22 protein-coding genes are annotated in these 24,660 nt (G+C 68.7%); 14 read left to right on the top strand and 8 right to left on the bottom strand.

Features of this window, described 5'->3' with window-relative positions; genetic code table 11:
• Nucleotides 1-34 precede the first annotated feature (34 nt).
• From G361_RS0115940 to G361_RS0115925, 4 genes are all read left to right on the top strand, one after another.
• Nucleotides 35-1,141, top strand: coding sequence for an isocitrate/isopropylmalate family dehydrogenase (locus G361_RS0115940; protein ID WP_019928092.1), 1,107 nt, complete (start codon nucleotides 35-37; stop codon nucleotides 1,139-1,141).
• A 174-nt stretch (nucleotides 1,142-1,315) separates the two neighbouring features.
• Nucleotides 1,316-2,227: an ABC transporter substrate-binding protein gene (locus G361_RS0115935; RefSeq protein WP_019928091.1), complete on the top strand. Its 912-nt coding sequence runs from the start codon at nucleotides 1,316-1,318 to the stop codon at nucleotides 2,225-2,227.
• 1 nt (nucleotide 2,228) lies between these two features.
• On the top strand, nucleotides 2,229-3,155 hold the full coding sequence (locus G361_RS0115930) for an amino acid ABC transporter permease (protein WP_019928090.1): 927 nt from the start codon (nucleotides 2,229-2,231) through the stop codon (nucleotides 3,153-3,155).
• 28 nt (nucleotides 3,156-3,183) lie between these two features.
• Entirely contained in the window at nucleotides 3,184-3,993 is an 810-nt protein-coding gene (locus G361_RS0115925; protein ID WP_019928089.1) for an amino acid ABC transporter ATP-binding protein, read from the top strand.
• Nucleotides 3,994-4,008: 15 nt separating this feature from the next.
• Here G361_RS0115925 and G361_RS0115920 read toward each other — a convergent pair whose 3' ends face one another.
• On the bottom strand, nucleotides 4,009-4,944 hold the full coding sequence (locus tag G361_RS0115920) for a LysR family transcriptional regulator (protein ID WP_019928088.1): 936 nt from the start codon (nucleotides 4,942-4,944) through the stop codon (nucleotides 4,009-4,011).
• Between the two features lie 71 nt (nucleotides 4,945-5,015).
• On the opposite strand from G361_RS0115920, the gene G361_RS0115915 reads away from it, so the two are divergent.
• The 3 genes from G361_RS0115915 (at nucleotide 5,016) to G361_RS50335 (ending at nucleotide 7,887) form a co-directional block, all read left to right on the top strand.
• A complete protein-coding gene (locus G361_RS0115915) occupies nucleotides 5,016-6,551 on the top strand; it encodes an FAD-binding oxidoreductase (protein ID WP_036495127.1) in 1,536 nt (511 codons plus the stop codon).
• A 335-nt stretch (nucleotides 6,552-6,886) separates the two neighbouring features.
• The gene (locus tag G361_RS0115910) at nucleotides 6,887-7,726 is read left to right on the top strand and encodes an SPFH domain-containing protein (RefSeq protein ID WP_026343086.1); all 840 of its coding nucleotides are present in this window, start codon (nucleotides 6,887-6,889) and stop codon (nucleotides 7,724-7,726) included.
• Nucleotides 7,726-7,887 (top strand): hypothetical protein, encoded by a 162-nt coding sequence (locus G361_RS50335; protein WP_019928085.1) that lies wholly within the window; start codon nucleotides 7,726-7,728, stop codon nucleotides 7,885-7,887. The genes G361_RS0115910 and G361_RS50335 overlap by 1 nt, the downstream gene beginning before the upstream one ends.
• 45 nt (nucleotides 7,888-7,932) lie before the next feature.
• On the opposite strand, the gene G361_RS0115900 is transcribed toward G361_RS50335, so the two are convergent.
• Complete coding sequence (locus G361_RS0115900; protein WP_019928084.1) at nucleotides 7,933-8,805, bottom strand: class I SAM-dependent methyltransferase; 873 nt, start codon at nucleotides 8,803-8,805, stop codon at nucleotides 7,933-7,935.
• Nucleotides 8,806-9,081: 276 nt separating this feature from the next.
• On the opposite strand from G361_RS0115900, the gene rpsA reads away from it, so the two are divergent.
• Both rpsA and G361_RS0115890 read left to right on the top strand, forming a co-directional pair.
• The gene (rpsA, locus tag G361_RS0115895; RefSeq protein WP_019928083.1) at nucleotides 9,082-10,542 is read left to right on the top strand and encodes a 30S ribosomal protein S1; all 1,461 of its coding nucleotides are present in this window, start codon (nucleotides 9,082-9,084) and stop codon (nucleotides 10,540-10,542) included.
• A gap of 204 nt (nucleotides 10,543-10,746) precedes the next feature.
• Entirely contained in the window at nucleotides 10,747-12,279 is a 1,533-nt protein-coding gene (locus G361_RS0115890; RefSeq protein WP_019928082.1) for a phospholipase C, read from the top strand.
• 92 nt (nucleotides 12,280-12,371) lie between these two features.
• On the opposite strand, the gene G361_RS51830 is transcribed toward G361_RS0115890, so the two are convergent.
• Nucleotides 12,372-12,506 carry a hypothetical protein gene (locus tag G361_RS51830; protein ID WP_369797899.1) on the bottom strand — a complete coding sequence of 45 codons (135 nt, stop codon included), beginning with the start codon at nucleotides 12,504-12,506 and terminating at the stop codon, nucleotides 12,372-12,374.
• Between the two features lie 386 nt (nucleotides 12,507-12,892).
• On the opposite strand from G361_RS51830, the gene coaE reads away from it, so the two are divergent.
• Complete coding sequence (gene coaE, locus G361_RS0115880; RefSeq protein WP_052172667.1) at nucleotides 12,893-14,071, top strand: dephospho-CoA kinase; 1,179 nt, start codon at nucleotides 12,893-12,895, stop codon at nucleotides 14,069-14,071.
• A gap of 47 nt (nucleotides 14,072-14,118) precedes the next feature.
• Here the strand turns inward: coaE and G361_RS0115875 are convergent, their stop codons facing one another.
• Nucleotides 14,119-14,652: a DUF402 domain-containing protein gene (locus G361_RS0115875; RefSeq protein WP_019928079.1), complete on the bottom strand. Its 534-nt coding sequence runs from the start codon at nucleotides 14,650-14,652 to the stop codon at nucleotides 14,119-14,121.
• Between the two features lie 51 nt (nucleotides 14,653-14,703).
• Nucleotides 14,704-15,258 carry a hypothetical protein gene (locus G361_RS0115870; RefSeq protein WP_019928078.1) on the bottom strand — a complete coding sequence of 185 codons (555 nt, stop codon included), beginning with the start codon at nucleotides 15,256-15,258 and terminating at the stop codon, nucleotides 14,704-14,706.
• Nucleotides 15,259-15,472: 214 nt separating this feature from the next.
• Here G361_RS0115870 and uvrB point away from each other — a divergent pair, with 214 nt between their 5' ends.
• On the top strand, nucleotides 15,473-17,659 hold the full coding sequence (gene uvrB, locus G361_RS0115865) for an excinuclease ABC subunit UvrB (RefSeq protein WP_019928077.1): 2,187 nt from the start codon (nucleotides 15,473-15,475) through the stop codon (nucleotides 17,657-17,659).
• Between the two features lie 38 nt (nucleotides 17,660-17,697).
• On the opposite strand, the gene G361_RS0115860 is transcribed toward uvrB, so the two are convergent.
• Nucleotides 17,698-18,168 (bottom strand): VOC family protein, encoded by a 471-nt coding sequence (locus G361_RS0115860; protein WP_019928076.1) that lies wholly within the window; start codon nucleotides 18,166-18,168, stop codon nucleotides 17,698-17,700.
• Between G361_RS0115860 and G361_RS0115855 the strand changes: the two genes are divergently transcribed.
• The 3 genes from G361_RS0115855 (at nucleotide 18,167) to G361_RS0115840 (ending at nucleotide 20,539) form a co-directional block, all read left to right on the top strand.
• Entirely contained in the window at nucleotides 18,167-19,150 is a 984-nt protein-coding gene (locus G361_RS0115855; RefSeq protein ID WP_019928075.1) for an AraC family transcriptional regulator, read from the top strand. The genes G361_RS0115860 and G361_RS0115855 overlap by 2 nt on opposite strands.
• Nucleotides 19,151-19,245: 95 nt before the next feature.
• Nucleotides 19,246-19,662 carry a DoxX family protein gene (locus G361_RS0115850; RefSeq protein ID WP_019928074.1) on the top strand — a complete coding sequence of 139 codons (417 nt, stop codon included), beginning with the start codon at nucleotides 19,246-19,248 and terminating at the stop codon, nucleotides 19,660-19,662.
• 424 nt (nucleotides 19,663-20,086) lie between these two features.
• Nucleotides 20,087-20,539: a universal stress protein gene (locus tag G361_RS0115840; RefSeq protein ID WP_019928073.1), complete on the top strand. Its 453-nt coding sequence runs from the start codon at nucleotides 20,087-20,089 to the stop codon at nucleotides 20,537-20,539.
• A gap of 66 nt (nucleotides 20,540-20,605) precedes the next feature.
• Here G361_RS0115840 and G361_RS0115835 read toward each other — a convergent pair whose 3' ends face one another.
• Complete coding sequence (locus tag G361_RS0115835; protein ID WP_019928072.1) at nucleotides 20,606-22,921, bottom strand: 3'-5' exonuclease; 2,316 nt, start codon at nucleotides 22,919-22,921, stop codon at nucleotides 20,606-20,608.
• 150 nt (nucleotides 22,922-23,071) lie between these two features.
• On the bottom strand, nucleotides 23,072-24,415 hold the full coding sequence (locus G361_RS0115830; RefSeq protein WP_155981468.1) for a diguanylate cyclase domain-containing protein: 1,344 nt from the start codon (nucleotides 24,413-24,415) through the stop codon (nucleotides 23,072-23,074).
• Nucleotides 24,416-24,660: the final 245 nt, after the last annotated feature.

Here is a 24,660-nt window from a genome sequence, read left to right as displayed (position 1 = left end):
ATCCGGTCCGACGGTCCCGCGCCGGGATTCGGCCATGGGTGAGAATGACCCGGTGACCGGAAGCGACAGCGGATTACGGCTGGGCCTCGTCGAGGGCGACGGTATCGGGCCGGAGGTGGTGCGGGCGACCCGGGAGGTCGTCGACGAGGCGCTGACGGCGGCCGGCGTGCCGCCGGTCGACTGGGTGCCGCTGCCGATGGGCACGGCGGCGATCGCGGAATTCGGCGACCCGCTGCCGGAGCCGACCCTGCGCGCCCTCGCCGGACTCGACGCCTGGATCCTCGGCCCGCACGACAACGCGTCCTATCCGCCGGAACACCGGCTCGGCCCGCCGCCCGGCGGTGTCATCCGCAAGCATTTCGGGCTGTACGCCAATATCCGGCCCGCGCGCACCTTCCCGGGGGTGCGCTCGACCGCCGCCGAGATGGATCTGGTGATCGTCCGGGAGAACAGCGAGGGTTTCTACGCCGACCGCAACATGTTCGCGGGCTCCGGCGAATTCCGGCCCACCGAGGATGTGGCGATGTCGGTGGCGGTGGTGACCCGCCGGGCCAGCGAGCGCATCGCACATACCGCCTGCCGCCTGGCCGCGAGCCGCCGCAAGCGGCTGACCATCGTCCACAAGGCCAACGTGCTGCCGATGACCACGGGCCTGTTCCGCGACGTCTGCCGCGAGGTGGCCCGCGCGCACTATCCGGCGGTCGTGGTCGACGACGAACACGTCGACGCCACCGCCGCCCATCTGGTCCGCGCCCCCGGCGATTACGACGTGCTGGTCACCGAGAACCTGTTCGGCGATATCCTGTCCGATCTGGCCGGGGAGCTGAGCGGTTCGCTGGGCCTGGCCGCCTCGATCAACTGCTCGGAGACGACCGCGATGGCACAGGCCGTGCACGGCGCCGCGCCGGCGCTGGCCGGGCACAACCGGGCCAATCCGGCCGCGCTGCAACTGTCGGCGGCGATGCTGTTGCAGTGGCTCGGCGCCCGCGACGATGTGCCGGCCCTGCGACACGCCGCGGAACGGATCGAGCACGCGGTCGCCGCGGTGTTCGCGGCCGGCGTCGCCACGGCCGATCTGGGCGGTCTGGCGTCGACCAGCGAATTCACCGAACAGGTCCGGGCCCGGATCCACCGATGGTGAGCCGCGCCGGGTGCGCGCGTCCCCGGTGGGTCCGGCCCGGGTTATGTTCCACGCGGATCAACCTTGGGTAACCGCCCGACACGGGCGGTCCGAATCGCCTAGATTCCAACGACGGGCGCCGGTACGTTCCTGGACCCACCGCCCGGATGACGATGTCAGACACGGAGGCTTGCTGTGTTCGTTCGATCCGGAGTCCGCGGGTACGCCCTGCGGGCCGCATGTGTCCTGGCCGGCGGGGTGCTGGTGCTGGCCGGTTGTTCCAAGAACTCGGAGACCGGCAGCGGCCCCGCGACGACCGCCAAGGTCTCGGTGGCGAAGGTCGACGACATCGCGGCGAAACTCCCCGACAAGATCAAACAGGCGGGCAAGTTCACCGTCGGCGTGAACCTGCCCTACGCGCCGAACGAATTCAAGGATTCCAGCGGCAAGATCGTCGGCTTCGACGTGGATCTGCTGGACGCGGTCGCCGCGGTGCTCGGCGTGAAGGCCGACTATCAGGAGTCCGAATTCGAGCGGATCATCCCGGCGCTCGGCGCGGGCACGCTCGATGTCGGCATGTCGTCGTTCACCGACAACGCCGAACGGGAGAAGACGGTCGACTTCGTGGACTACTTCTCCGCCGGCAGTCAGTGGGCCCAGCAGAAGGGCAAGTCGGTCGATCCGACCAACGCCTGCGGTAAGAAGGTCGCGGTCGAGCACGCCACCGTGCAGGAGACCGACGAGCTGCCGGCCAAGAGCAAGGCGTGCAAGGACGCCGGCAAGCCCGAGATCACCGCGGTGCCCTACGACGATCAGGCCGGCGCCGCGACCGCCCTGGTCCTCGGTCAGGTGGACGCCTTCTCGGCGGATTCGCCGGTGACGGAGTACGCGGTGAAGCAGAACGCGGACAAGCTGGAGCTGGCCGGCGCGATCTTCGACTCCGCCCCCTACGGCTGGCCGGTGGCGAAGGGCTCGCCGCTGGCCGCAGCGCTGCAGGCGGCGGCGCAGCATCTCATCGACTCCGGTGACTACCGCAAGATCGCCGAGAACTGGGGCGTGCAGGCGGGCGTGCTCACCAAGTCGGTGATCAACGGCGCCAAGGGCTGAGATGCCGGATTCGCTGGTCACCGATCCGGCCGCCGAGCTGGAGCCCGAGCCGATCACAGCGGTACCGCTGCGGCGGCCGGGCCGGTGGCTGGCGGCCGGGGTCCTGATCGTCCTGCTGGCGCTGTTCGTCTACGGCGCGAAGACGAATCCGGCCTACCGCTGGGACACCTACCGCAAATACCTGTTCGATTCGCGTATCTCGCACGGTGCGCTGGTCACCTTCGAGCTGACCGTGCTGGCGATGTCGATCGGCGTCGCACTCGGTATGGTGCTCGCGGTGATGCGGCTGTCGCCGAATCCGGTGCTGCGGGCGGTGTCCTGGTTGTACCTGTGGATCTTCCGCGGTACCCCGGTGTACGTCCAGTTGTTGTTCTGGGGCCTGTTCACCTCGCTGTATCAGACCATTGATCTCGGTGTGCCGTTCGGCCCGCAGCTGCTGCACGTGAACGTGCAGAACTGGTCGCAGCCGTTCGTCTTCGCGATGATCGGCCTGGGCCTCAACGAGGCCGCGTACATGGCCGAAATAGTCAGGGCCGGTATCAATTCCGTCGGTGACGGGCAGCGCGAGGCGTCGATCGCGCTGGGTATGTCGTGGGGTCAGACCATCCGGCGTACCGTGCTGCCGCAGGCGATGCGGGTGATCGTGCCGCCGACCGGCAACGAGCTGATCAGCATGTTGAAGACGACGTCGCTGGTCACCGCGATCCCGTTGACCACCGAGCTGTACGGCGTGGCGCGCACGATCTCCGGCGCCAATTTCCAGCCGATCCCGTTGCTGCTGGTCGCCGCCACCTGGTATCTGGCGATCACCAGTGTGCTGATGATCGGCCAGCACTATCTGGAGCGGTACTACTCGCGCGGCGTCTCGCGGCAGCTCACCGCCCGGCAGCTGCGGGCGATGACGCAGGTTCACGAGATCGGCAAGTGAGGCCGGTGCGGTCGAGAGGAGCGGTGAGATGAGTTCCGCGGCAAGCACTTCGCCGTCGCAGGCCACGGGCGGGGAGACGGTTCCGATGGTCCGCGCGGACCGGGTGTGCAAGAGCTTCGGCACGCTGCGGGTGCTGAAGGGTGTCTCGCTGGAGGTCGCGCGCGGCGAGGTGCTGTGCATGATCGGCCCGTCCGGATCCGGGAAGTCGACCTTCCTGCGCTGCGTCAATCATCTGGAGCAGATCGAAGCCGGACGGCTGTACGTCGACGGCGACCTGATCGGCTATCGGGAGAAGGGCGGGCGGCTGTACGAGATGAGCCCGCGCGACGCGTCCCGGCAGCGGCGCGATATCGGCATGGTGTTCCAGCATTTCAACCTGTTCCCGCACCGCACCGCGCTGGAGAACGTCATCGAGGCGCCGATGCAGGTGAAGAAGATCCGGCGGGCCGAGGCGTCCGATCGTGCGATGGATCTGCTCACCCGAGTCGGGTTGGCGGACAAGGCCGACAGCTATCCGGCACAGTTGTCCGGCGGTCAGCAGCAGCGGGTGGCGATCGCCCGCGCGCTGGCCATGGATCCGAAGCTGATGCTGTTCGACGAGCCGACCTCCGCGCTCGATCCCGAACTGGTCGGCGAGGTCCTCACCGTCATGCGGGAATTGGCGGCCACCGGCATGACCATGGTGGTGGTGACCCACGAAATGGGTTTCGCCCGTGAGGTTGCCGATCAACTGGTGTTCATGGACGGCGGCGTGGTGGTGGAGTCCGGACCGCCGCGGGAGGTGCTGGCCGATCCGAAACACGAACGGACACAGGTCTTCCTGTCCCGCATCCTGTGATCCGGCCGGTGGTCCTTACCGGGATCCGTTGCGCCCCGGCGATTTCGCGGCCGGATCGCCCAGGCCGTCGAGGGCGATATGGAGCCGGTCGAGCAGGATCTTCGCGGCCGGGTTCAACGGACGGTCGGTGTTCCAGGCCAGCAGCAGCCGGCCGTACAGCGGCGGATCGATCGTGAGGGTGCGGACCCCCAGTGCGGCCGCGTCGGCCGGGGCCAGGGCCGGCACGATGGCGACGCCGAGGCGATGGGCGGCCAGCCGGATCAGCAACGGCGGGGCGACCGCCTCGTAGGCCACGTTGGGGGTCAGACCCCGTGCGGCACAGGCGGTGTCGAGCACCCGGCGGATGCCGGTACCGGGCGGCAGGCAGATCAGCGGGTGGGTACACAGTTCGGCGAGGCCGATGCGCTCGGGGAAATCCGCGGAATCGGCGGCGACGGCGGCGACGATCGTGGTCTCCAGCACGGTCGCGGTGGCCACGGCCGGATCGAGTTCGGCATCGGCGATGCTGATCAGCACGATGTCCAGATCGTCGCGGCGCAGCGCGGCGTACATGGCCTCGGAAGTGTTCTCGGTCAACGCGATACCGATCTGGGGATGGTCGTGGTGGAAGTCGGCCAGCACCCGCGCGATGTCGACCTCGGAGTCGGCGGCGCCGGAGATCAGCCCGATCCGGACCTGGCCCCGCAACAGGCCGGTGAACTCGTCGACGGTATGTGAGACCTGTTGTGCCGCAGCCAGAGCGGCCCGCGCGTGCGGCAGTACCGCGGCGCCGACCGCGGTGGGTGTGACGGTGCGGCCGGAGCGGTCCAGCAGTGGCTGGCCGAGTTCCCGTTCCAGCTGCCGGATCTGGGCCGACAGGCCGGGCTGGGCCAGGTGCAGCCGGGCCGCGGCCCGGGTGAAGTTGGCCTCCTCGACCACGGTCACGAAGTAGCGCAACTGCCGCAGTTCCATAACCGATCATTCTAGTAACCAGAAGAACTATCTGTTTTACTTCTCACCCATCCGGCGGAATCGTGGAGTTCATGACCACGACACCGCATTCGACCGACCGCCTCCACACCACCGGCCCGGTGTTCCGGCCCGGCGAGCCGGGATTCGACGAGGAGGTCGCCGGATTCCAGACCGCCTACGTTCACCGGCCGGCGCTCGTACTCGGCGCGGCCGACGCCGAGGATGTCCGGATCGGCGTGGAATATGCTGCGCGACAGGAACTTCCGATCGCCGTGCAGGCCACCGGGCACGGTCTGTCGGTACCCGCCGACGGTGGGCTGCTGATCTCCACCCGGCGGATGGCCGAGGTCGCCGTCGATTCGGTGGCGCGCACGGCGCGGGTGGCGGCCGGCGCCCCGGCGAGCGCGCTGATCGCGGCGGCGGTCGAGCGCGGGCTGGCCCCGCTGAACGGCTCCTCCCCGTCGGTCGGCGTGATCGGCTACCACCTCGGCGGCGGTCTCGGCATCCTGGCCCGCAGTTTCGGTTACGCCGCCGACCATGTCCGCGCACTCGATCTGGTCACCGCGGACGGCCGGTCGCGCCACCTGACGCCCGGCGACGAACTGTTCGGGGCGGTACTGGGCAGCGGTGGCAACTTCGGCGTGGTCACCTCGCTGGAGGTGGAGCTGTTCCCGATCACCCGGGTGTTCGGCGGGCAGCTGACTTTCGGCACGGCGCTGGTGGAACCCGTCCTCGAGCAGTGGCGGCAGTGGAGTTCGGCCGTGCCCGGCGAGATGGATACGAGCATCACACTGATGACGATGCCCGATCTGCCGATGATCCCGGAACCGTTGCGCGGCAAGTACATTGCCACGATCACCGTCGCGTGGACCGGTTCCGGAGCCGACGGCGAGGCGCTGGTGGCGCCGCTGCGTGCGGTCGGCCCCCGCCTCGCCGACACGCTGCGCACGATGCCGTACGCGGAAACGCACACCATCCACGGCGATCCGAACTTCCCGCACGCCTACGCCGCGACCAATGCCCTGGTGTCGGACCTGACCGCCACCGCCACCGACGCGCTGCTGGACGCTGTGGGAGCGGACTCGGAGATCCCGACCGTGCTCGGGTTCCGGCGGCTCGGTGGCGCGCTGAGCCGCCCCGGGCCGGCCGGGATCGCGATCGACCACCGCGAGGCGGCCTACCTGGGCCGCATCATCACCGGCGGGGAGCCGCAGAATGGCTCGGACGGGAAGCCGCGACCCGGCTCAGATGGAGAGCCGCGACCCGGCTCGGATGGACAGGCGCGGTCCGGCGCGGGTGGCGAGGCGCGGCCCAGCGCGGACGGGCAGGCGCGACCCGGCACGGGTGGGCAGGCGCGCAGCAATTCGGGCATCCCAGCGGCGCATGATGCCCTGCGCGCTCATCACGAAGAATTCCGGAACATCCTGTCTCCGTGGATGATCGGCCACAGCCTCGCGTTCCTCTACGGTGCGGGTGATTGGGCGGGAGAGGCGCAGACCCGCGCCGGGTACGCCCCCGCGACCTACACCCGCCTCGCCGCTCTCAAGGCCGAATGCGATCCGGCCAACCTGTTCCGGCACAACCGCAACATCCGCCCGGCGGACTGAGCCCGGCACGCGATCGAGTGTCGGCCACACGACACCGGCTGCCGTCGGGACCGGCTGCCGTCGGGACCGGCTGCCGTCGGGACCGGCTGCCGTCGGGACCGGCTGCCGTCGGGACCGGCTGCCGTCGGGACCGGCTGCCGTCGGGACCGGCTGCCGTCGGGACCGGCTGCCGTCGGGACCGGCTGCCGTCGGGACCGGCTGCCGTCGGGACCGGCTGCCGTCGGGACCGGCTGCCGTCGGGACCGGCCGCCGTCGGCCGGCTGCTGCCCCGGCACTGGACGGCGGCGGTCCCGCGTACTATCTTCGTGATATCACTTCAATATTGGGAGGATGTCATGGAGCTTCGCCCGGCCTTTCGGCTCAACGGGTTCTTCATGCTGCTGGGCCTGCTGGTCGTCGCCGTCGTCGGCGCCGCGCTGGCGGCTCTGGTGCCGCCGCTGGGGATCATCGTGATCGTGGCGGCGATACTGTTGCTCACCGGTCTGACCACGCTCGGCCCGAACGAGGCCAAGGTCATCCAGTTCTTCGGCCGCTACGTCGGCTCGGTGAGCGAGGCCGGTTTCTACTGGGTGGTCCCGCTGAGCAACAAGCGGCGAATCTCGTTGCGGGTGCGCAACTTCGAGACGCAGAAGCTGAAGGTCAACGACTCCGACGGCAATCCGGTGGAGATCGCGGCCGTGGTCGTCTACCGCGTCGTGGACAGTTTCAAGGCCGCCTTCGCGGTGGACGACTACGAGGAGTACGTGCAGACCCAGTCGGAGGCGGCGGTCCGGCACCTCGCCACCACGCATCCGTACGACTCCGACGAACCGCACCACACCAGCCTGCGCAACGGCACCGAGGTCGCCGAGGAACTGACCGCCGAACTGCGTGAGCGCACCCTGCTGGCTGGCATAGAGGTCACCGAGGCGCGCATCACCCATCTGGCCTACGCGCCGGAGATCGCCCAGGCGATGCTGGTCCGGCAGCAGGCCGCGCAGGTGGTGGCCGCGCGCAGCCGGATCGTGGAGGGCGCGGTCGGCATGGTCGGCATGGCGCTGGAGCGGCTCACCGCCGAGGGCATGGTCGAACTCGACGAGGAGCGCAAGGCCGCGATGGTGTCGAATCTGCTGGTGGTGCTGTGTGGTGATCGCTCGGCCACCCCGGTGGTCAACGCCGGGACGCTGTATTCCTGATGGCCAAGCGCGAGCCGAAGAAGGTGCTGCTGCGGCTCGATCCGGCCGTCCACGAGGCCATCGCCAAATGGGCGGCCGACGACCTGCGCAGCGTCAACGCCCAGATCGAGTACGCGCTGCGGCTGGCCCTGCAACAGGTCGGCCGCATGCCGAAGAATTGACCGTCCGGAAATCCGGGAGTTCGGTCCCGGGAGATCCGGGACCGATCACTCGGGTTTGGCGGTGACGAAGATGGCGGTGCCCGGGAAGATCTCGCCGCGCAACGGACTCCACTGCCCCCACTCGCGGTCCAGCAATTCCGGCCATTCCGGCTCGATCAGATCGAGCAGGACCAGGCCCGCGGCGACGATCTCCCGGACCCGGTCGCCGAGGGTGCGATGGTGTTCGGCGTAGCTGGGTTCACCGGCGGCGTCCACCTCCACATAGGGGCTGCGGTCGAAATAGGAATTGGTCGCCGCCAGCCCTTTCGGCCCCGGATCGTCGAGGAAGATCCAGCGCATCGGATGATTGACGGCGAACACCCAGCGTCCGCCCGGCCGCAGCACCCGCGCCACCTCGCGCATGACCAGCGCCGAATCGGCCACGAACGGCACCGCGCCGAAGGCCGAACAGGCCAGATCGAAACTCTCGTCGCCGAACGGCAGCGCCTCCGCCCCGGCCTGCACCAACGGCACCCGCGGCCCGCCGCGCGCCATCGCCGCCAGACCCCGGTCCAGCATTCCCCGGGAGACGTCCAGCCCGACCGGATGACCGCCGCGCCCCGCCAGCCAGCGCGAACAGGGCGCCGAGCCGCAGCCGACCTCGAGGATCCGTTTGCCGGCGACATCGCCGAGCAGACCCCAGTCGCCCTCGTGCAGCCCCTCCGGGCACCAGACGAACTCGCCGCCGGGGGAGTCGGCGCCGAGGAACTCTCCGTGTGTCGCGTGGTATTCGGAGGCGTCACCGTCCCACCAACGCCGGTTGGCGCGCTCGCTGGCGGCCGAACCCAGCCGGATCTTCGCAGGCCGGGAGGTTTCGAGCAGAGGATCGGGCGTCGCCGGTCGATCTTCGACATGCGCGACCGCGTGATCATGGGGCATGATGGGAGAGTATCGACTTGCCCGGGGGACCCCTTGTTTGCTTGGCACATTGCACCTCGCGTACGCTGTTTTCCGCGAGTGTCCTCAGTGCAAGCGTGTTCACACGTACGTGCTGAAACGCACGTGCTGTGAGTACGCATGCAGTGAGTACAGCGTTGTGCTGTCGCAGCGAGGTGCTGTGCATGTCAACGTTAGTGCCACCGCTGTGACTTCACAGCAAAACCGAAAGCCCACATGTCCACTACCGACCACAATCCGTCCGGAGCAACCTCACACATGCCCACCACCGTCACCTCGCCGCAGGTAGCCGTCAACGACATCGGCTCTGCCGAGGATTTCCTCGCCGCCATCGACAAGACGATCAAGTACTTCAACGACGGGGACATCGTCGAAGGCACCATCGTCAAGGTCGATCGCGACGAGGTCCTGCTCGACATCGGTTACAAGACCGAAGGCGTCATTCCGTCCCGCGAGCTGTCCATCAAACACGATGTCGACCCGTCCGAGGTCGTTTCCGTGGGCGATGAGGTCGAGGCTCTTGTTCTCACCAAGGAGGACAAGGAAGGCCGGCTGATCCTGTCGAAGAAGCGGGCGCAGTACGAGCGGGCATGGGGCACCATCGAGGAGCTCAAGGAGAAGGACGAGGCCGTCAAGGGCACCGTCATCGAGGTGGTCAAGGGTGGTCTGATCCTCGACATCGGTCTCCGCGGCTTCCTCCCGGCCTCGCTGGTCGAGATGCGCCGGGTTCGCGATCTGCAGCCGTACGTCGGCAAGGAGATCGAGGCCAAGATCATCGAGCTGGACAAGAACCGCAACAACGTGGTCCTGTCGCGGCGCGCGTGGCTCGAGCAGACCCAGTCCGAGGTCCGCAGCGAGTTCCTGCACCAGCTGCAGAAGGGCCAGGTCCGCAAGGGTGTGGTCTCCTCCATCGTCAACTTCGGCGCGTTCGTCGATCTGGGCGGGGTGGACGGCCTGGTGCACGTCTCCGAGCTGTCCTGGAAGCACATCGACCACCCGTCCGAGGTTGTCGAGGTCGGCATGGAGGTCACCGTCGAGGTGCTCGACGTCGACCTGGACCGCGAGCGGGTCTCGCTGTCGCTCAAGGCCACTCAGGAAGATCCGTGGCGGCAGTTCGCCCGCACCCACGCGATCGGCCAGATCGTGCCGGGCAAGGTCACCAAGCTGGTGCCGTTCGGCGCGTTCGTCCGCGTCGAGGAGGGCATCGAGGGCCTGGTGCACATCTCCGAGCTGGCCGAGCGCCACGTCGAGGTGCCGGATCAGGTCGTGGCCGTGGGCGACGACGCGATGGTCAAGGTCATCGACATCGACCTGGAGCGTCGCCGGATCTCGCTGTCGCTGAAGCAGGCCAACGAGGACTACCACGCCGAGTTCGACCCGTCGAAGTACGGCATGGCCGACAGCTACGACGACCAGGGGAACTACATCTTCCCCGAGGGCTTCGACCCCGACACCAACGAGTGGCTCGAGGGCTTCGACAAGCAGCGCGAAGAGTGGGAAGGCCGCTACGCCGAGGCGGAGCGTCGCCACAAGATGCACACCGCTCAGATGGAGAAGATGGCCGCCGACGCCGCGGCCGAGGCCGCCAAGGGCGGGCCGTCGAACTACTCCTCCGAGACCGGTTCGCAGGCCGCCGCGCCGACCGAGTCGGCCGGCGGTTCGCTGGCCAGCGACGCGCAGCTCGCCGCACTGCGGGAGAAGCTCTCCGGCAACGCGTAATTCGCACGAACGACGGAGGCCCCGATCCACGGATCGGGGCCTCCGGCCGTTCCGGTAGCAGAACCGGTGTGCGCGAGCGGGGAACGGGCGCGGGTTCGTCTCGTGTTCACCCGTCGGCCAGACCGGTCGGTCGTGGGTCGGTTACGCTCATCGGCTGTCTGTGAAATGTGGCTTTCACAGCGGACGAAAGGTTCGAGCGGCAGCATGGGGCTCTTCGACGGCATCAACAACCGGCGTGAATTCTTGGCCAAGGCGATGGCGGTCGGCGGTGTGGCGGCGCTGGCGTCCTGGGCGAATCCGATCATCGAGCGCGCGCACGCCGCCGATCCGGCCGGGATGGGCGGCCTCGGCGACATCGAGCACTTCGTGCTGCTGATGCAGGAGAACCGGTCGTTCGACCACTACTTCGGCACGATGTCCGGGGTGCGCGGCTTCGACGATCCGTCCGCGGCCTGGAAGCAGTACGGCTACGAGCCCGGCACGGGCCCGACCCCCGACGGCTATCTGCTGCCGTTCCGGCTCGACACCAACCAGGGCGCCTCCCTCGACGGCGAATGCATCAACGACCCGGACCACAGCTGGCCCGGTATGCACCAGTCCTGGAACAACGGCCGCAACGATCAGTGGATGCCGATGTCGATCGCCAGCGTCGGTCCCGGCAACGGACCCGCGGCGATGGGGTACTACACCCGCGCCGACATCCCGGTGCACCACGAACTCGCCGACGCGTTCACCCTCTGCGACCACTACCACTGCTCGGTGCTCGGCCCGACCGACCCGAACCGGCTGTACTGGATGTCCGCGAGCATCGACCCGGACGGCCTCGCCGGCGGCCCGCTGGTGGAGACCCCGACGCTGATCCCGCAGAACGCCTACAGCTGGCGCACCTACCCGGAGAATCTCTCCGAGGCCGGGGTGAGCTGGAAGATCTACAACAACCGCGACGTCGGCCCGATCTCCTCGGTGATCCTGGACGGCATGATGGGCTGCTTCAAGCAGGCCGCCGATCCGAACTCCGAACTGTCGCGGCGCGGTAAGGATCCGGTCTACCCGCACGACTTCGCCGCCGACGTGGCCGCGAACCAGCTGCCGGCCGTGTCCTGGGTGATCCCGTCGCTGCTGAACTGCGAGCATCCGGCGCTGCCGGCGGCGCTGGGCGCGGTCGGCATCATGCAGGTGCTCGACATCCTCACCTCGAATCCGGCGGTGTGGGAGAAGACCGCGCTGATCGTCATGTACGACGAGAACGGTGGTTTCTTCGACCACGTGACCCCGCCGACCGCACCGGCCGGCACGCCGGGGGAATTCCTCAGCGTCGATCTGGCGCGGGTGCCCGCGGCCAAAGGTGTGACGGGCCCGATCGGCCTCGGTTATCGGGTGCCGTGCTGGGTCATCTCGCCGTATTCCCGCGGCGGCCTGGTCGCCTCGGAAACGTTCGACCACACCTCGCAATTGCGATTGCTGGAGCGCCGTTTCGGCGTCGATGTGCCCAATCTGACGAAGTGGCGGCGCAGTGTCACCGGAGATATGACATCGGCCTTCGATTTCGGTTCCGCACCCGATGCCGCGCCGCCGCGGGTGACCGATCCGAATTCTCGTACCGCGAACGCGTTCGCCCAGTGCGGCCCGAATCTCGCGGCCGGTTATGCGGGTAAGGGCGCACCGTATCCGGTGCCGCCGAACCGGATGCCGGTACAGGATCCGGGTACGCGGCGTCGCCCCACCGGAATCGTCTGAGCCGCAACGCACTCCGTCCCGGATCGCCGCCGGGACGGAGTGTACCGGTTTCGGGATGCGAGAAGTGTTGTGGCAGTGACCGTTCCGTGCTGTCAGGTGGCGGGGACGGGCATCCAGCGCCGGATCGGGACGAAGGTGCGCCGGCGGAGCAGCGGGAATCGATGGCGGGCCGGACTGAGCAGAGTGGTGAGCCAGGAGCGTCGGTATTCCGCGAGAGCGGTTGCCACGGCAGGAATGTGCAGACAATGCACGGTGCCGGAAGTACCCAGTCGGTGGCGACCCGTCTGGATGTTGTCGATGCCCAATGCTTTTCCTTCGCTCGCTCGAGGTGGCCGGTGTGCTCGCTGTGGCCTGGATCGCCCGCGGCGAGAGTAGCGGAACAAAAGTGGGTTCGGTCGAAAGTTGATCAACTCTTGACCTTTCATGTCGGAAGTTTGCCGACCGGAGGTCCGGTACGGTCGAAAAAGTTGCGAATCGATATCGCACGCGTCACGGAACGGAATTTCCCGGGCGGCGGAGGTGCAAGCCGCGGGGCGAATGGGTACTCCGCCGCGCCGCGCGCGAAGGGTCGGGGCCGTGCGCGAATCCGGACAGCGGATGCGACACTGATCCGGTGTTGCGAATGGGGCTCACCGGAGGCATGGGCGCGGGCAAGTCGACGGTGTCTCGGCAGCTGGTCGAACGAGGCGCCGTACTCATCGACAGCGACGCGATCGCCCGCGAGGTCGTCGAACCGGGTACCGAGGGGCTGACCGCGCTGGTCGAGGCGTTCGGATCGGACATCCTCGACGCCGGCGGCCGGTTGGACCGGGCGGCGCTGGCGGCCAAGGCCTTCGTCAGCGACGAGACCCGGGCGACGTTGAACGGCATCACCCATCCGCTGGTCGGTGAGCGCGCCGCCGAACTGCTCGGCGCGGCTCCCGCGGACGCGATCGTGGTGCAGGACGTCCCGCTGCTGGTGGAGAACGGGATGGGGGCCGTACTAAACCTGGTCGCCGTGGTGATGGCCGACGCCGACGTGCGGGTGCGGCGCCTGGAGGAGTTCCGTGGCATCGCCCCCGCCGACGCGCTGGTCCGGATCAAGGCCCAGGCCACCGACGAGCAGCGCCGGGCCGCCGCGGATGTGCTGCTGGACAACAACGGTGGCCCGGACGAGCTGGGACCGCAGGTGGCGGCGCTGTGGGAGCGGCTGGTGGCGTTCGAGGAGCATCTGCGCACCCGCACCCGGGCCCCCCGCGGGCCGATCCGGCTGATCGCGCACGACCCGGGCTGGGCGGCCGCGGCGCAGCGGATCATCGGGCGGCTGTGGACCGCCGCCGGCGCCACGGCCCGGCGCATCGACCACATCGGTTCCACCGCGGTGCCGGATCTGCCGGCGCAGGATGTCCTCGACCTCCAGATCACCGTCGCCGATCTCGATGCCGCCGACGCGCTGCGCGAGCCGCTGACCGTGATCGGCTTCCCGCGCGTGGACGAGCTCACCACGGACGATCCGAAGCCGGGCACCGATCCGGCCGCCTGGGCCCAGCGGATGCACGGCAACGCCGATCCGGGCCGTGCGGTGAATCTGCATGTGCGCGTGGACGGTTCACCGGGACAGCGCTTCGCCCTCGATTTCCGGGACTGGCTGCGGGCGGACGCCGACGCTCGTGCGGAGTATCTGGGCGTGAAACGCGATGCGGAGGCGAAGGCCGCGGGGTTGTCGGGCCCGGCGGCGACGGCCGCCTACCTGGCGGTGAAGGGTCCGTGGTTCGACGAGATCCGGTCGCGGGTGCCGCGGCAGGAGCACTGAGCGGGCGGCAGGAGTACCGGGCGGCCGCCAGGATTGCCGGGCAGGCGTCAGTTGCGATCCTTCCAGGTCAGCGTGACGCCCTCGGACCGTAGCCAGCCGTCGAGGTCGTAACCGTGGGCGGCGATCCCGCCGAGGGCGGCCACCGCCGTCTCGATCGCCCGCCGGGACTCGTCGAGGCTCAGGTAGCCGGCGGCGTGCGCGGCCAGCAACTCGTCGGAGTCCAGCAGGTCGGCGCCGCGGCCGGTGCGCAGGCTGATGTCGAGGTAGTGGTCGACGGATTTCCATCGCTCCGGCGTCGCCGGGCCGAATTCGCCGATGTCCAGGTAGAAGTCCTGGTCGCGCGGGAACTCGGGAGTGTTGTGGAACACCGTGACCCGGATCGACTGCGCGGGCAGCAGCCAGGACTCCATGTAATGGAACTCCGGATGATCGGCGGGTCGGCCCATGTACAGGCCCCACGGTTCGACCTGATAGCGCTCGACGGGCCGCACGAACCCCTTCGGATCGGTGTTGGTGAGGTCGGCCAGATCGAAAAATTCGATCTTCGGACGGTGCAGCTTCACCGTGTGCGCCTGGGTCATGTTCTCAGAATCTACCGCCGGCGCGCGCGGCGCACCCGATTCGCCGACCGGTCACAGCCAGGTCAGCCGGATACCCTGGGCGGCCAGCCAGCGGTCGAAGTTCTGCTCGTGCGCGGCGATGCCCGCGACCACGTGGTTCGCGCGTTCGAAGATCTGCCGCGTCTGCTGCCGATCGACGTACCCGGCCGTGTGGGCGGCGAGCAGCTCGTCGATACCGCCCAGGACCGGCGGATGTCCGTTGTGCACGGTGATGTCCAGATAGTGCAGGATGGCCTTCCAGCGCTTCGGCCCGATCCGGGTGAACTCGCCGAGGTCGAGATGCTGGATCTGGTCGCGGTCGTGGGCCGCGCCGACGTGGTGGACGGTTGCGCGCAGCGACAACTCGGGCAGCAGCCAGGACTCCGTATAGCGATAGGGGGCGCGGTCGGCCTTGCGCGCCACGTACAGCCCGCGGGCGGTGGCGTGGCAGGTCTCCACGGAGTGGACGAAACCCCGCGAATCGGTGCCGGTGAGGTCCGCGAGGTCGAAGTATTCGATCCGCGGCCGGTGTGCGGTGGTGTCCGGCTGCCCGCTGGTCTGCGGAGCGGAGATGTGCTGGATGGACATCGGTGGAGTCCTGTCAGCTCGTGGTTGTTCGGTCGTGTGATGGACGGTAACTCCCGGTGCTGGGAGTTCGCCGGGTAACGGCTCGGAATCGGCTCCGGGGCCGGGCGCGCCGCGGGCGACCGCGTGTCGCCCGGCACGGTGTGCGGCCGCGGAAGCGGTCTGTGATGTCGTGCGGTCGATGTTTCTTGTCGGTGCCTGGTCCTACCCTGGGGACATGGCTTTCGCGACCGAGATCCCCGCCGACGATTCGACCCTCGCGGAGAAGACCCCCCTCGCGCATTCGGAGTTCCGGCCGATCGGCGAGATCGAGCGGGCCGACGGCCGGTTCGAGGTGATCAGCGAGTATCGGCCGGCGGGCGATCAGCCGGCGGCCATCGCGGAGCTGGAGCACCGGCTGCGCGGCGGCGACAAGGACGTGGTGCTGCTCGGCGCCACCGGTACAGGTAAGTCGGCGACCGCGGCGTGGCTCATCGAGAAGTTGCAGCGGCCCACCCTGCTCATGGCGCCCAACAAGACGCTGGCCGCGCAGCTGGCCAACGAGCTGCGGGAGATGCTGCCGAACAACGCGGTCGAGTACTTCGTCTCGTACTACGACTACTACCAGCCCGAGGCGTACATCGCGCAGACGGACACCTATATCGAGAAGGACAGCTCGATCAACGACGATGTCGAGCGGCTACGGCACGCGGCCACCCAGAGCCTGCTGTCGCGGCGCGATGTCGTCGTGGTCGCCACCGTGTCGTGCATCTACGGCCTGGGCACGCCGCAGTCGTACCTCGACCGGTCGATCCTGCTGGAGGTCGGCGGCGAGATCGACCGGGACCGGTTGCTGCGACTGCTGGTCGACGTCCAGTACACCCGCAACGATCTGGCCTTCACCCGCGGCACCTTCCGGGTGCGCGGCGACACTGTCGAGATCATCCCGTCCTACGAGGAGCTGGCGGTCCGCATCGAGTTCTTCGGCGACGAGATCGAGGCGCTCTACTACCTGCACCCGCTCACCGGCGATGTGGTGCGGCAGGTCGACAAGCTGCGCATCTTCCCGGCCACCCACTACATCGCGGGCCCGGATCGGATGGACCGCGCGATGCGCGATATCGAGTCCGAGCTGGAGCACCGGCTGGCCGAGCTGGAGCGGCAGGGCAAACTGCTCGAGGCGCAACGGCTGCGCATGCGCACCCAGTACGACCTGGAGATGATCCGTCAGGTCGGCTTCTGCTCCGGTATCGAGAACTACTCCCGCCACATCGACGGCCGGCCGGCCGGTTCGGCGCCGGCCACCCTGATCGACTACTTCCCCGAGGATTTCCTGCTCATCATCGACGAGTCGCACTACACGGTGCCGCAGATCGGCGGCATGTTCGAGGGCGATATGTCGCGTAAGCGCAATCTGGTCGAATTCGGGTTCCGGTTGCCGTCCGCGGTCGACAACCGCCCGCTGACCTGGGAGGAGTTCGCGGATCGGATCGGCCAGACGGTGTACATGTCGGCCACCCCGGGTCCGTACGAGTTGGGGCAGTCCGGTGGCGAGTTCGTCGAGCAGGTCATCCGCCCGACCGGCCTGGTCGACCCACAGATCGTGGTGAAGCCGACCAAGGGCCAGATCGACGATCTGGTCCACGAGATCCGGCAGCGCACCGAGCGCAACGAACGTGTCCTGGTCACCACCCTCACCAAGAAGATGTCCGAGGACCTCACCGACTATCTGCTGGGCCTCGGGGTCCGGGTGCGGTACCTGCACTCCGAGATCGACACGCTGCGCCGCGTCGAACTGCTGCGGCAGCTGCGGCTCGGCGAGTACGACGTGCTGGTCGGCATCAACCTGCTGCGCGAGGGCCTGGACCTGCCGGAGGTATCGCTGGTCGCCATCCTCGACGCCGACAAGGAGGGCTTCCTGCGCAGCACCACCAGCCTCGTGCAGACCATCGGCCGCGCCGCCCGCAACGTATCCGGCGAGGTGCACATGTACGCCGACAAGATCACCGACTCGATGCGCAACGCCATCGACGAGACCGAGCGGCGGCGGGCCAAGCAGGTCGCCTACAACGAGGCCAACGGCATCGAACCGGCGCCGCTGCGCAAGAAGATCGCCGACATCCTCGACCAGGTATATCGCGAGGCCGAGGAGACGGAGGTCGAGGTCGGCGGTTCCGGCCGCAACGTCACCCGCGGCCGCCGCGCCCAGGGCGAGCCGGGCCGCGCGGTCAGCGCCGGGGTCTACGAGGGGCGCGACGTCAAGAACATGCCGCGCGCCGAACTCGCGGATCTGGTCAAGGAGATGACCGATCAGATGATGAACGCCGCCCGCGAACTCCAGTTCGAACTCGCCGCCCGGCTGCGCGACGAGATCTCGGACCTGAAGAAGGAATTGCGGGGCATGGACGCCGCCGGGCTGAAATGAGCTGCGGGACAACCCCTTCCGCCCGGCCGTGGCGCCGCTCAGCTCTGGGTCGCCATCCATTCGTTGACCCGGCGCTCGGCTTCCTCGCGCGAGACGTCCTCGACTCGGGTCATGATCACCCAGCGGTGGCCGAAGGGGTCCATCACGAGGCCGTAGCGGTCGCCGGTGACGAAGGTTTCGGGGTCCTCGGCGCGGCGGGCGCCGTGCTCGCGGGCCAGTTTGATCACGGCGTCGGCGTCGGGGCAGTAGTGCACGATGCTGGTGTGGACCCAGTCGTCGGCGGGTGCGCGCACACCGTGTTCGGGCAGCGGCATGCCGAGCTGGATGGTCGAATCGCCGATCAGCAGTTCGGCGTGGGCGGGCTGGCCGTCGGGAGTGTCGTTGCGGCTCAGCACCTCCGCGCCGAAGACCGCGCGATAGAACTCGATGGCCTTGTTGCCGTCGGGGACGGCGAGGAAACAGGTGATGCTGTGGTAGCCCTCGGGAATCGGATTCACGGTGTTGGTCATGACGACCACTCTCGTCGGATATCGGGCCGTGGTCTTGGAAGAATGCGACAGCGCACCGGCGCCGGGGGAATCGGTCGTGGCACCCGCCGGGCGTGAGGCGGCGACGCCCCGGCCGGGAGCAGGCGGCGGCGCGAAAGATGTTGTCCCGGAAGTGGTCCCGGTGCCGCCACCGGATCCGTCGAAGGCCGTCCTGCGGCCCGTCGAGCAGGAGCGGCACCGCAGCCTGGACCGGTTGCCACCCGGACCGGAACTCGCGCGATTCCTCGACTGGTACTGGGCGGTGGCGTGGGATCTGCGCGGCCGGCCGGACTACGCGGCCGAGGTGCTGCCGTATCCGTGTGTCAACGTCACCTTCGAGGCCACCCACAGCCGCAGCGGTGGATTCGTCAACGGCGTCTGCACGGCGAAGTTCGTGCGACCCCTGTCCGGTCTCGGCGAGACGTTCGGGGTGAAGTTCCGGCCCGGCGGTTTCGGCGCCTTTACCGGCCTGGATGTCGGCGCGTTCCGGGACACCGCCGTGGAACTCACCACGGTCCTGCCCGACGCGGTCGGGCTGACCGAGAAGGTGCTCGCGGCGGCCACGATGGCGGAGCGCCGGGAGATCGTCGAGGCATTCTTCGCCGACGCGGCCGAGCGGGCCCCGGACGATCCGGCGTACCGGCTGGTGCTGCGCATCGTCGACGCGATGGAGCACGACCGGGAGCTCGCCCGCGTCGACCAGGTCACCGAGCGCTTCGCGGTGCCGATGCGGACCTTGCAGCGGCTGTTCCGCCGGTACGTCGGTGCCGGGCCGAAATGGGTGCTGCGGCGCTACCGGCTGCAGGACGGGGCGCATCTGCTCGCGGGCGGTCACACCGACGACATCGCGGCACTGGCGCTCGAACTCGGCTACTACGACCAGGCGCACTTCGCCCGGGAGTTCACCCGGGAGGTCGGGATGCCGCCGGTCGCGTATGCGCGGCTGGTCGATAACGACGTCTAGCAAACGGCCGGCGACGGTCCTAGCCTCACTAGGACACATCCGCGGAAAGCCCGAGACGCCTCCGGAAACCGGCGTCGACAACGGAGGTCCTGGCGATGAGTGTTGTGGTGCTGATCGGGCGAATCCTGTTCGCCCTGTTGTTCGTCCTGTCCTCGTTCGGGCATTTCGCCCAGTCGGAGGGTATGGCCGCGTACGCGACGGCCAAGGGTGTGCCCGCGGCGCGGGCCGCCGTGATCGGCTCGGGCGTACTGGCGCTGGTCGCAGGACTCATGGTGGTCCTCGGCATCTGGGCCGATCTGGGATGCCTGCTGCTGCTGGTGTTCCTGATCCCGACCACCTTCATGATGCACACGTTCTGGCGGGAGTCCGACCCGCAGCTGAAGCAGGCCGAGATGATCAACTTCAACAAGAACATCGCGCTGATGGGTGCGGCCCTGGCGCTGTTCGCCTTCTTCGCCCACGAGCGGCACCTCGGCCTGATGATCACCGGCCCGCTGTTCACCCTGCACTGATTCCCGCGCCGGGAATCGCTTTCTGCCATATCGGGAATGCCCGCTCCGGCGGGCCTTCCCGGTATGCGACAAGGAACATGCCATCGCGATTGTGAATGTTCACGACGGTGCGCGCCGAGGGCCGATCCGTGATGGTGCGCGGTGGTTTCACATTCGACCGGCCGATAGCCGCGCTGTGACGGAAATCCCAGGGGCGCAAGACCGTTCGGGTATGCGACGAAACTCTCCCGGGTCGCGGAATCGGCCCAGGTGATGCGGTCGCGCCGTGATTCGGTGGCACGAATGCGACCGTGCGCTTTACGGCATACGAGTGTGATGTCGTGCAATTTCGAGTTTCGCGCTGTGTCAGGCGGCTATGGTCTAGCGCAGTGCCGCCGGTGGGGGAAACGCACCGGCACCGAAGAACCGTACATTTGGAGGACACATGACCGCCTACCGGACCATCGTCGTCGGTACCGATGGGTCGGACTCGTCGTATGTCGCCGTCGACAAGGCGGCCTCGCTGGCCGCGGACGCGGGCGCCACCCTGTATGTGGTCTGCGCCTACTATCCGACCGACGACCGGGACGTCGCCGCCGCGGCCGACGTGCTCAAGGACGAGGCGTACCAGGTGCGTGGTTCCGCGCCCACCAACGAGATCCTGCGGACCGCGCGGGACCGGGCCCAGGCCGCCGGCGCCAAGGACGTGGTCGATCGCGCCGTCGTCGGCGAGCCGGTGGAGTCGCTGCTCGATCTGGTGAAGCAACTCGACGCCGATCTGCTGGTCGTCGGCAACCGGGGCCTCAACACCCTCGCCGGCCGGTTGCTGGGTTCGGTGCCCGCGGATGTCGCCCGCAAGTCGCGCACCGACGTGCTGATCGTCCACACCGTCCGCTGAGTTCGACGCGACGGCCCCGATCCGATCGGATCGGGGCCGTTCGCATATCCGGGCCGCGCCGGCGAATCAGCCAAGCCGGCCCAGCACCCCGGGCAGTTCGCCGGTGTGCACCACGGTCAGGCGCTGGGTGGCACGGGTGAGCGCGACGTAGAGATCGTTGAGCCCGCGCGGTGATTCGCCGAGGATCTCGCGCGGCTCCACCAGGATCACCGCGTCGAACTCCAGGCCCTTGGCATCGTGCACGGTCAGCACCTGCACGGAATCGTCTGCGAGCGAAGACAATTCGTCGATCAGCGAATGCGGCGCCAGTACCGCGGCGATGCCGGGCAGCGGCGCCTCGGCGGCCACCAGCCGCTTCGCCTCCGCCGCGATGTCGCCGGCCGATACCCGGATCGCGGTGGGCGGACGGCCGGTTTCGCGCACCGAGCGCGGCTGTCCGGCCGTCGCGTCGATGGCGGTCAGCACATCCGCGGCGACGGCCATGATCTCGGCCGGCGTGCGGTAGTTGACGGTCAGCTCGGTGAGCTTCCAGCGTTGTGCCACATACGGTTCCAGCACCCGCTGCCAGGACGAGGCACCCGCCGGATCGCCGGTCTGCGCGACGTCGCCGACCACCGTCATCCACCGGTTCGGGATGCGCCGCATCACCATTCGCCACGCCATCTCGGACAGTTCCTGCGCCTCGTCGACGATCACGTGCCCGTAGGTCCAGGTGCGGTCGCCGGCGGCGCGCTCGGCGGTGGTCTGCCGGTCACGCACGTGCTGACGCTCGGCCAGCTGACTCGCGTCGATGAGGTCGTAGGCCATCAGGATCTCCGGATCCAGATCGTCCTCCAGATCCTGGGGCGCGGAGCCGGTGAGGATGTCGAGCGCGTCCTGCGCCTCCGCCAGCTGGGCGCGCCACCGGCGCCGGGACCGCTCCCGCTCCTCGGAATCGTCGATGCCGAGCAGTTCGGCCAGTTCGTCCAGCAGCGGCGCGTCGCCGGCGCTGAACGCACCGGTATCCGCCCGGTGCAACTCCTTGCGGTCCTCCGGCGACAGCGTGTTCCCGGCCCGCGCCAGCCGATCCGGATCGGCCCAGAGCCCGGCCAGCACCTCCTGCGGGGTCAGGATCGGCCACAGCCGCGCGATCGCCGCCTGGATGTCGCGGTCGGCGCGCATCTCGTCGCGGATCTCGGTCAGATCGGTCTGGCTCAGCAGATTCTTGCCGCCGGTGAGGTCCTTGCCCATCGTATCGGCCAGCTGATCGGTGAGCGCGTCCACCACCGAGGCGGCGAAGATCGGCCGCGCCAGGTTGTGCGGACGGCGCGACGAGCGGGCCCGGCCGCGCGCCTTGGTCACGATCTTCCGGTCGAGGAACAGCTGATACCCGTCGAAGGACAGCCGGATCGGTTCCGGCGGCGCCTGCTGCCGGTCGCGGACGGCCTGCTTGAGCACCTCCACGATGGTGGCCGCACCCTTCAGCTCACCGGCGCGCAGGCTGTCCTCCAGCGTGGCCCGTACCCCCGGATAGAGGTTGCCGACCGTCGAGAGCAGGACGCCGGTCTCGCCGAGCGAGGGCAGCACCTGGCCGATGTAGTCGAGGAAGGTGCGGTTCGGGCCGATGATCAGCACGCCCGCCTTGTCCAGCTGCTGCCGGTACGTGTAGAGCAGGTAGGCCGCGCGGTGCAGCGCCACGGCTGTCTTGCCGGTGCCCGGACCGCCCTGCACCACCAGCACGCTCTTGTGCTCGGAGCGGATGATCGCGTCCTGCTCGTGCTGGATGGTCTCGACGATGTCGGTCATATGGCCGGTGCGGGCCGCGTTGAGCGCCGTGAGCAGCGCGCTCTCGCTGCCGACCCCGCCGTCGTCGTCGGCGGCCCCGGCCGCGCGGGCGGCGTCCAGATCCAGGAATTCGTCGGTGACCGCGGTGACCGTGCGGTTGCGGGTGCGGATGTGCCGCCGCCGGATCACGCCGTCGGGCGCGGCGGTGGTGGCGAGGTAGAAGGGCCGGGCCAGCGGCGCCCGCCAATCCAGCAACAGGGTGGCGTAATCGTCGTCCTCGTCCAGGATGCCGAGACGGCCGATATAGCGGCGGCCGCCGTCCGGATCCGCGGCGGAGTCGTCCTCGCCCGGCGTGAGATCGATGCGGCCGAAACACAGACCGTGTTCGGCGGCATCGTATTTCGCCAGATCCTCGCTGTACAGCTGGGTGAAGGACTCGCGCTCGCTGCGGGCCTGCGGGGTGCCCCCGCTCTCCAGCAGTACCTCGCGCAGCCGGCGCTGCGCGTAGGCGCGCATCTCGTCCAGCCGTTGGTAGAGCCGGGTCAGATGGGTCTGCTCCTGCTCGGGCCCGGCCGCACGGTCGGTCGCCGGATGCTCCTCGGTGAGACGGTCGGGCAAAGCGGAACTCCTTGTCACCACAGAGTGTGCGTCCGGACCGGTGTGGTCGGTCCGGGCAGCGAACAGAGTTGTCGAGTTTAGTGGGATATTCCGGGCAACGCCGTCACCGCAGGTGAGCGGGTTGGTCACAGTCGCCGCCGGGAGGCCGGATCAGGAGGCATGCGTGGTGTTGGAACGCCGCGGCCGGATGTCGCCGTCGCGGCGGCTCGCCGGCTTCGAGCGGTACATGGCCAGATCGGCATCGTGCAGCACGGCCTCGGGGGACCGGGTGTCGTTGGCGTGCAGTTCGGTGACGCCGATGGTGGCGTCGACGCGGATGCGGTGCCCGCGGGCGATGATCGGCTCGGTCATGGCGCGCCGCAGCCGGGCGACCAGCGCGTCCAGATCGTCCGGTTGTACCTGCCCGGACAGCAGGACCAGGAATTCGTCGCCGCCGATGCGGCCGAGCGTGTCCTCTTCCCGCAGCCCGCGCTGCAGGCGCTGCGCCGCGATCTGCAACACCGTGTCGCCGACCGCGTGGCCGAGCGTGTCGTTGATCTTCTTGAAGCCGTCCAGGTCGATGAACAGCACCGCGGCGACCGGTTTCCGGCCGGTGCTGCCGAGGGCGGCGGCGAGCCGGGCCAGTACCAGCGAGCGGTTGGCCAGGCCGGTCAGCGGGTCGTGGGTGGCCTGGAATTCCAGCTGTTTGCGGCTGGCCCGCTGATCGGTGATGTCGTTGAACGAGCACACCGCGGGGGAGTCCGGATCGTCGGCGATCAGGCGGCGGGCCGACGCCGAGATCCAGCGCCGCTGCCCGTCGGTGCGGTCCACGCCGAAGATGTAGTCGGTGATCGGCTCGCCGGTGGCGATGGTGTGGAACACCGGATAGCGCGACAGCGGCAGCGGCTGGCCGTTCATGTCCAGGAACTGCATCGGCACCGTGAGGATGGACACACCGGCGAGTTCCACGCCCTCGTTGCCGAACATGCGTTTCGCCGCCGGATTGACCGATTCGATGCGGCCGTTGCGGTCGATCACGGCCACACCCTCTTCGAGCTGTTCCACCACGGCGGTGAAGTACATCTCCGCCCGGCGCAGCGCGGCCTCGGCGCGGCGCTGCGCGCTCATGTCGTAGACGACGACCTGGTAGGCCCGGCGGCCCTGCCAGACGGTGAGCACCGAGACGGCCTCCACCTCGACGCGGTCGCCGTTGTCGCGCACGAGGGTCAGCGCGGTCCGTTCCGACGTGTCACCGGTCTGCCGCAGCTCGCGTAACCGCCGCCGCATGCCGGGGATGTCGGCGGGGGCGACGAAGTCCACCACCTCGCGGCCGATCAGCTCATCGGCCGCGGTGGCGCCCAGCAGCCGCTCGGCGGCGGGATTCGTGAAGACGATGTACCGGCCGTCGTGCATGATGAGCGATGTCGGGCTGTGCTCGACGAGATCGCGATAGAGCAGCGCGAGCTGCTCGACGTCGGGCGCGCCGGGGGTCCGGCCGTCCTCGTCCTGAACCACGTGCACCTCCCGTCCGTCGGAGACTCACGTCACTGGAATGCCGTGCGGGATGACCACCGCGGCTGCCGGCGGCCCTTCCCTCGGCCTACGATCGTCGATCATTACAGGTGAGGGGTTCGCGCGGCAACGTTGCCGACGATGTTCACACCGTACTCGGAGCTTCGGACACCCCGCCGTTCCGCCTGCTGTGACCTGCTCGGATCGTCCTCCGCGAGTTTTTGTCGGTGGGTGTGCCTAGCATGGCG

It is taken from the genome of Nocardia sp. BMG111209, assembly GCF_000381925.1.
GTDB lineage: Bacteria > Actinomycetota > Actinomycetes > Mycobacteriales > Mycobacteriaceae > Nocardia.
This window is presented reverse-complemented; position numbering and strand designations above follow the sequence as displayed.

What these genes read in the sequence shown, in the direction of transcription:
- G361_RS0115940 (WP_019928092.1), top strand. Translation starts at nt 35, where the DNA reads ATGGGTGAGAATGACCCGGTGACCGGAAGCGACAGCGGATTACGGCTG.
- G361_RS0115930 (WP_019928090.1), top strand. Translation starts at nt 2,229, where the DNA reads ATGCCGGATTCGCTGGTCACCGATCCGGCCGCCGAGCTGGAGCCCGAG.
- G361_RS0115925 (WP_019928089.1), top strand. Translation starts at nt 3,184, where the DNA reads ATGAGTTCCGCGGCAAGCACTTCGCCGTCGCAGGCCACGGGCGGGGAG.
- G361_RS0115920 (WP_019928088.1), bottom strand. Translation starts at nt 4,944, where the DNA reads ATGGAACTGCGGCAGTTGCGCTACTTCGTGACCGTGGTCGAGGAGGCC.
- G361_RS0115915 (WP_036495127.1), top strand. Translation starts at nt 5,016, where the DNA reads ATGACCACGACACCGCATTCGACCGACCGCCTCCACACCACCGGCCCG.
- G361_RS0115910 (WP_026343086.1), top strand. Translation starts at nt 6,887, where the DNA reads ATGGAGCTTCGCCCGGCCTTTCGGCTCAACGGGTTCTTCATGCTGCTG.
- G361_RS50335 (WP_019928085.1), top strand. Translation starts at nt 7,726, where the DNA reads ATGGCCAAGCGCGAGCCGAAGAAGGTGCTGCTGCGGCTCGATCCGGCC.
- G361_RS0115900 (WP_019928084.1), bottom strand. Translation starts at nt 8,805, where the DNA reads ATGCCCCATGATCACGCGGTCGCGCATGTCGAAGATCGACCGGCGACG.
- rpsA (WP_019928083.1), top strand. Translation starts at nt 9,082, where the DNA reads ATGCCCACCACCGTCACCTCGCCGCAGGTAGCCGTCAACGACATCGGC.
- G361_RS0115890 (WP_019928082.1), top strand. Translation starts at nt 10,747, where the DNA reads ATGGGGCTCTTCGACGGCATCAACAACCGGCGTGAATTCTTGGCCAAG.
- G361_RS0115875 (WP_019928079.1), bottom strand. Translation starts at nt 14,652, where the DNA reads ATGACCCAGGCGCACACGGTGAAGCTGCACCGTCCGAAGATCGAATTT.
- G361_RS0115870 (WP_019928078.1), bottom strand. Translation starts at nt 15,258, where the DNA reads ATGTCCATCCAGCACATCTCCGCTCCGCAGACCAGCGGGCAGCCGGAC.
- uvrB (WP_019928077.1), top strand. Translation starts at nt 15,473, where the DNA reads ATGGCTTTCGCGACCGAGATCCCCGCCGACGATTCGACCCTCGCGGAG.
- G361_RS0115855 (WP_019928075.1), top strand. Translation starts at nt 18,167, where the DNA reads ATGACGACCACTCTCGTCGGATATCGGGCCGTGGTCTTGGAAGAATGC.
- G361_RS0115860 (WP_019928076.1), bottom strand. Translation starts at nt 18,168, where the DNA reads ATGACCAACACCGTGAATCCGATTCCCGAGGGCTACCACAGCATCACC.
- G361_RS0115850 (WP_019928074.1), top strand. Translation starts at nt 19,246, where the DNA reads ATGAGTGTTGTGGTGCTGATCGGGCGAATCCTGTTCGCCCTGTTGTTC.
- G361_RS0115840 (WP_019928073.1), top strand. Translation starts at nt 20,087, where the DNA reads ATGACCGCCTACCGGACCATCGTCGTCGGTACCGATGGGTCGGACTCG.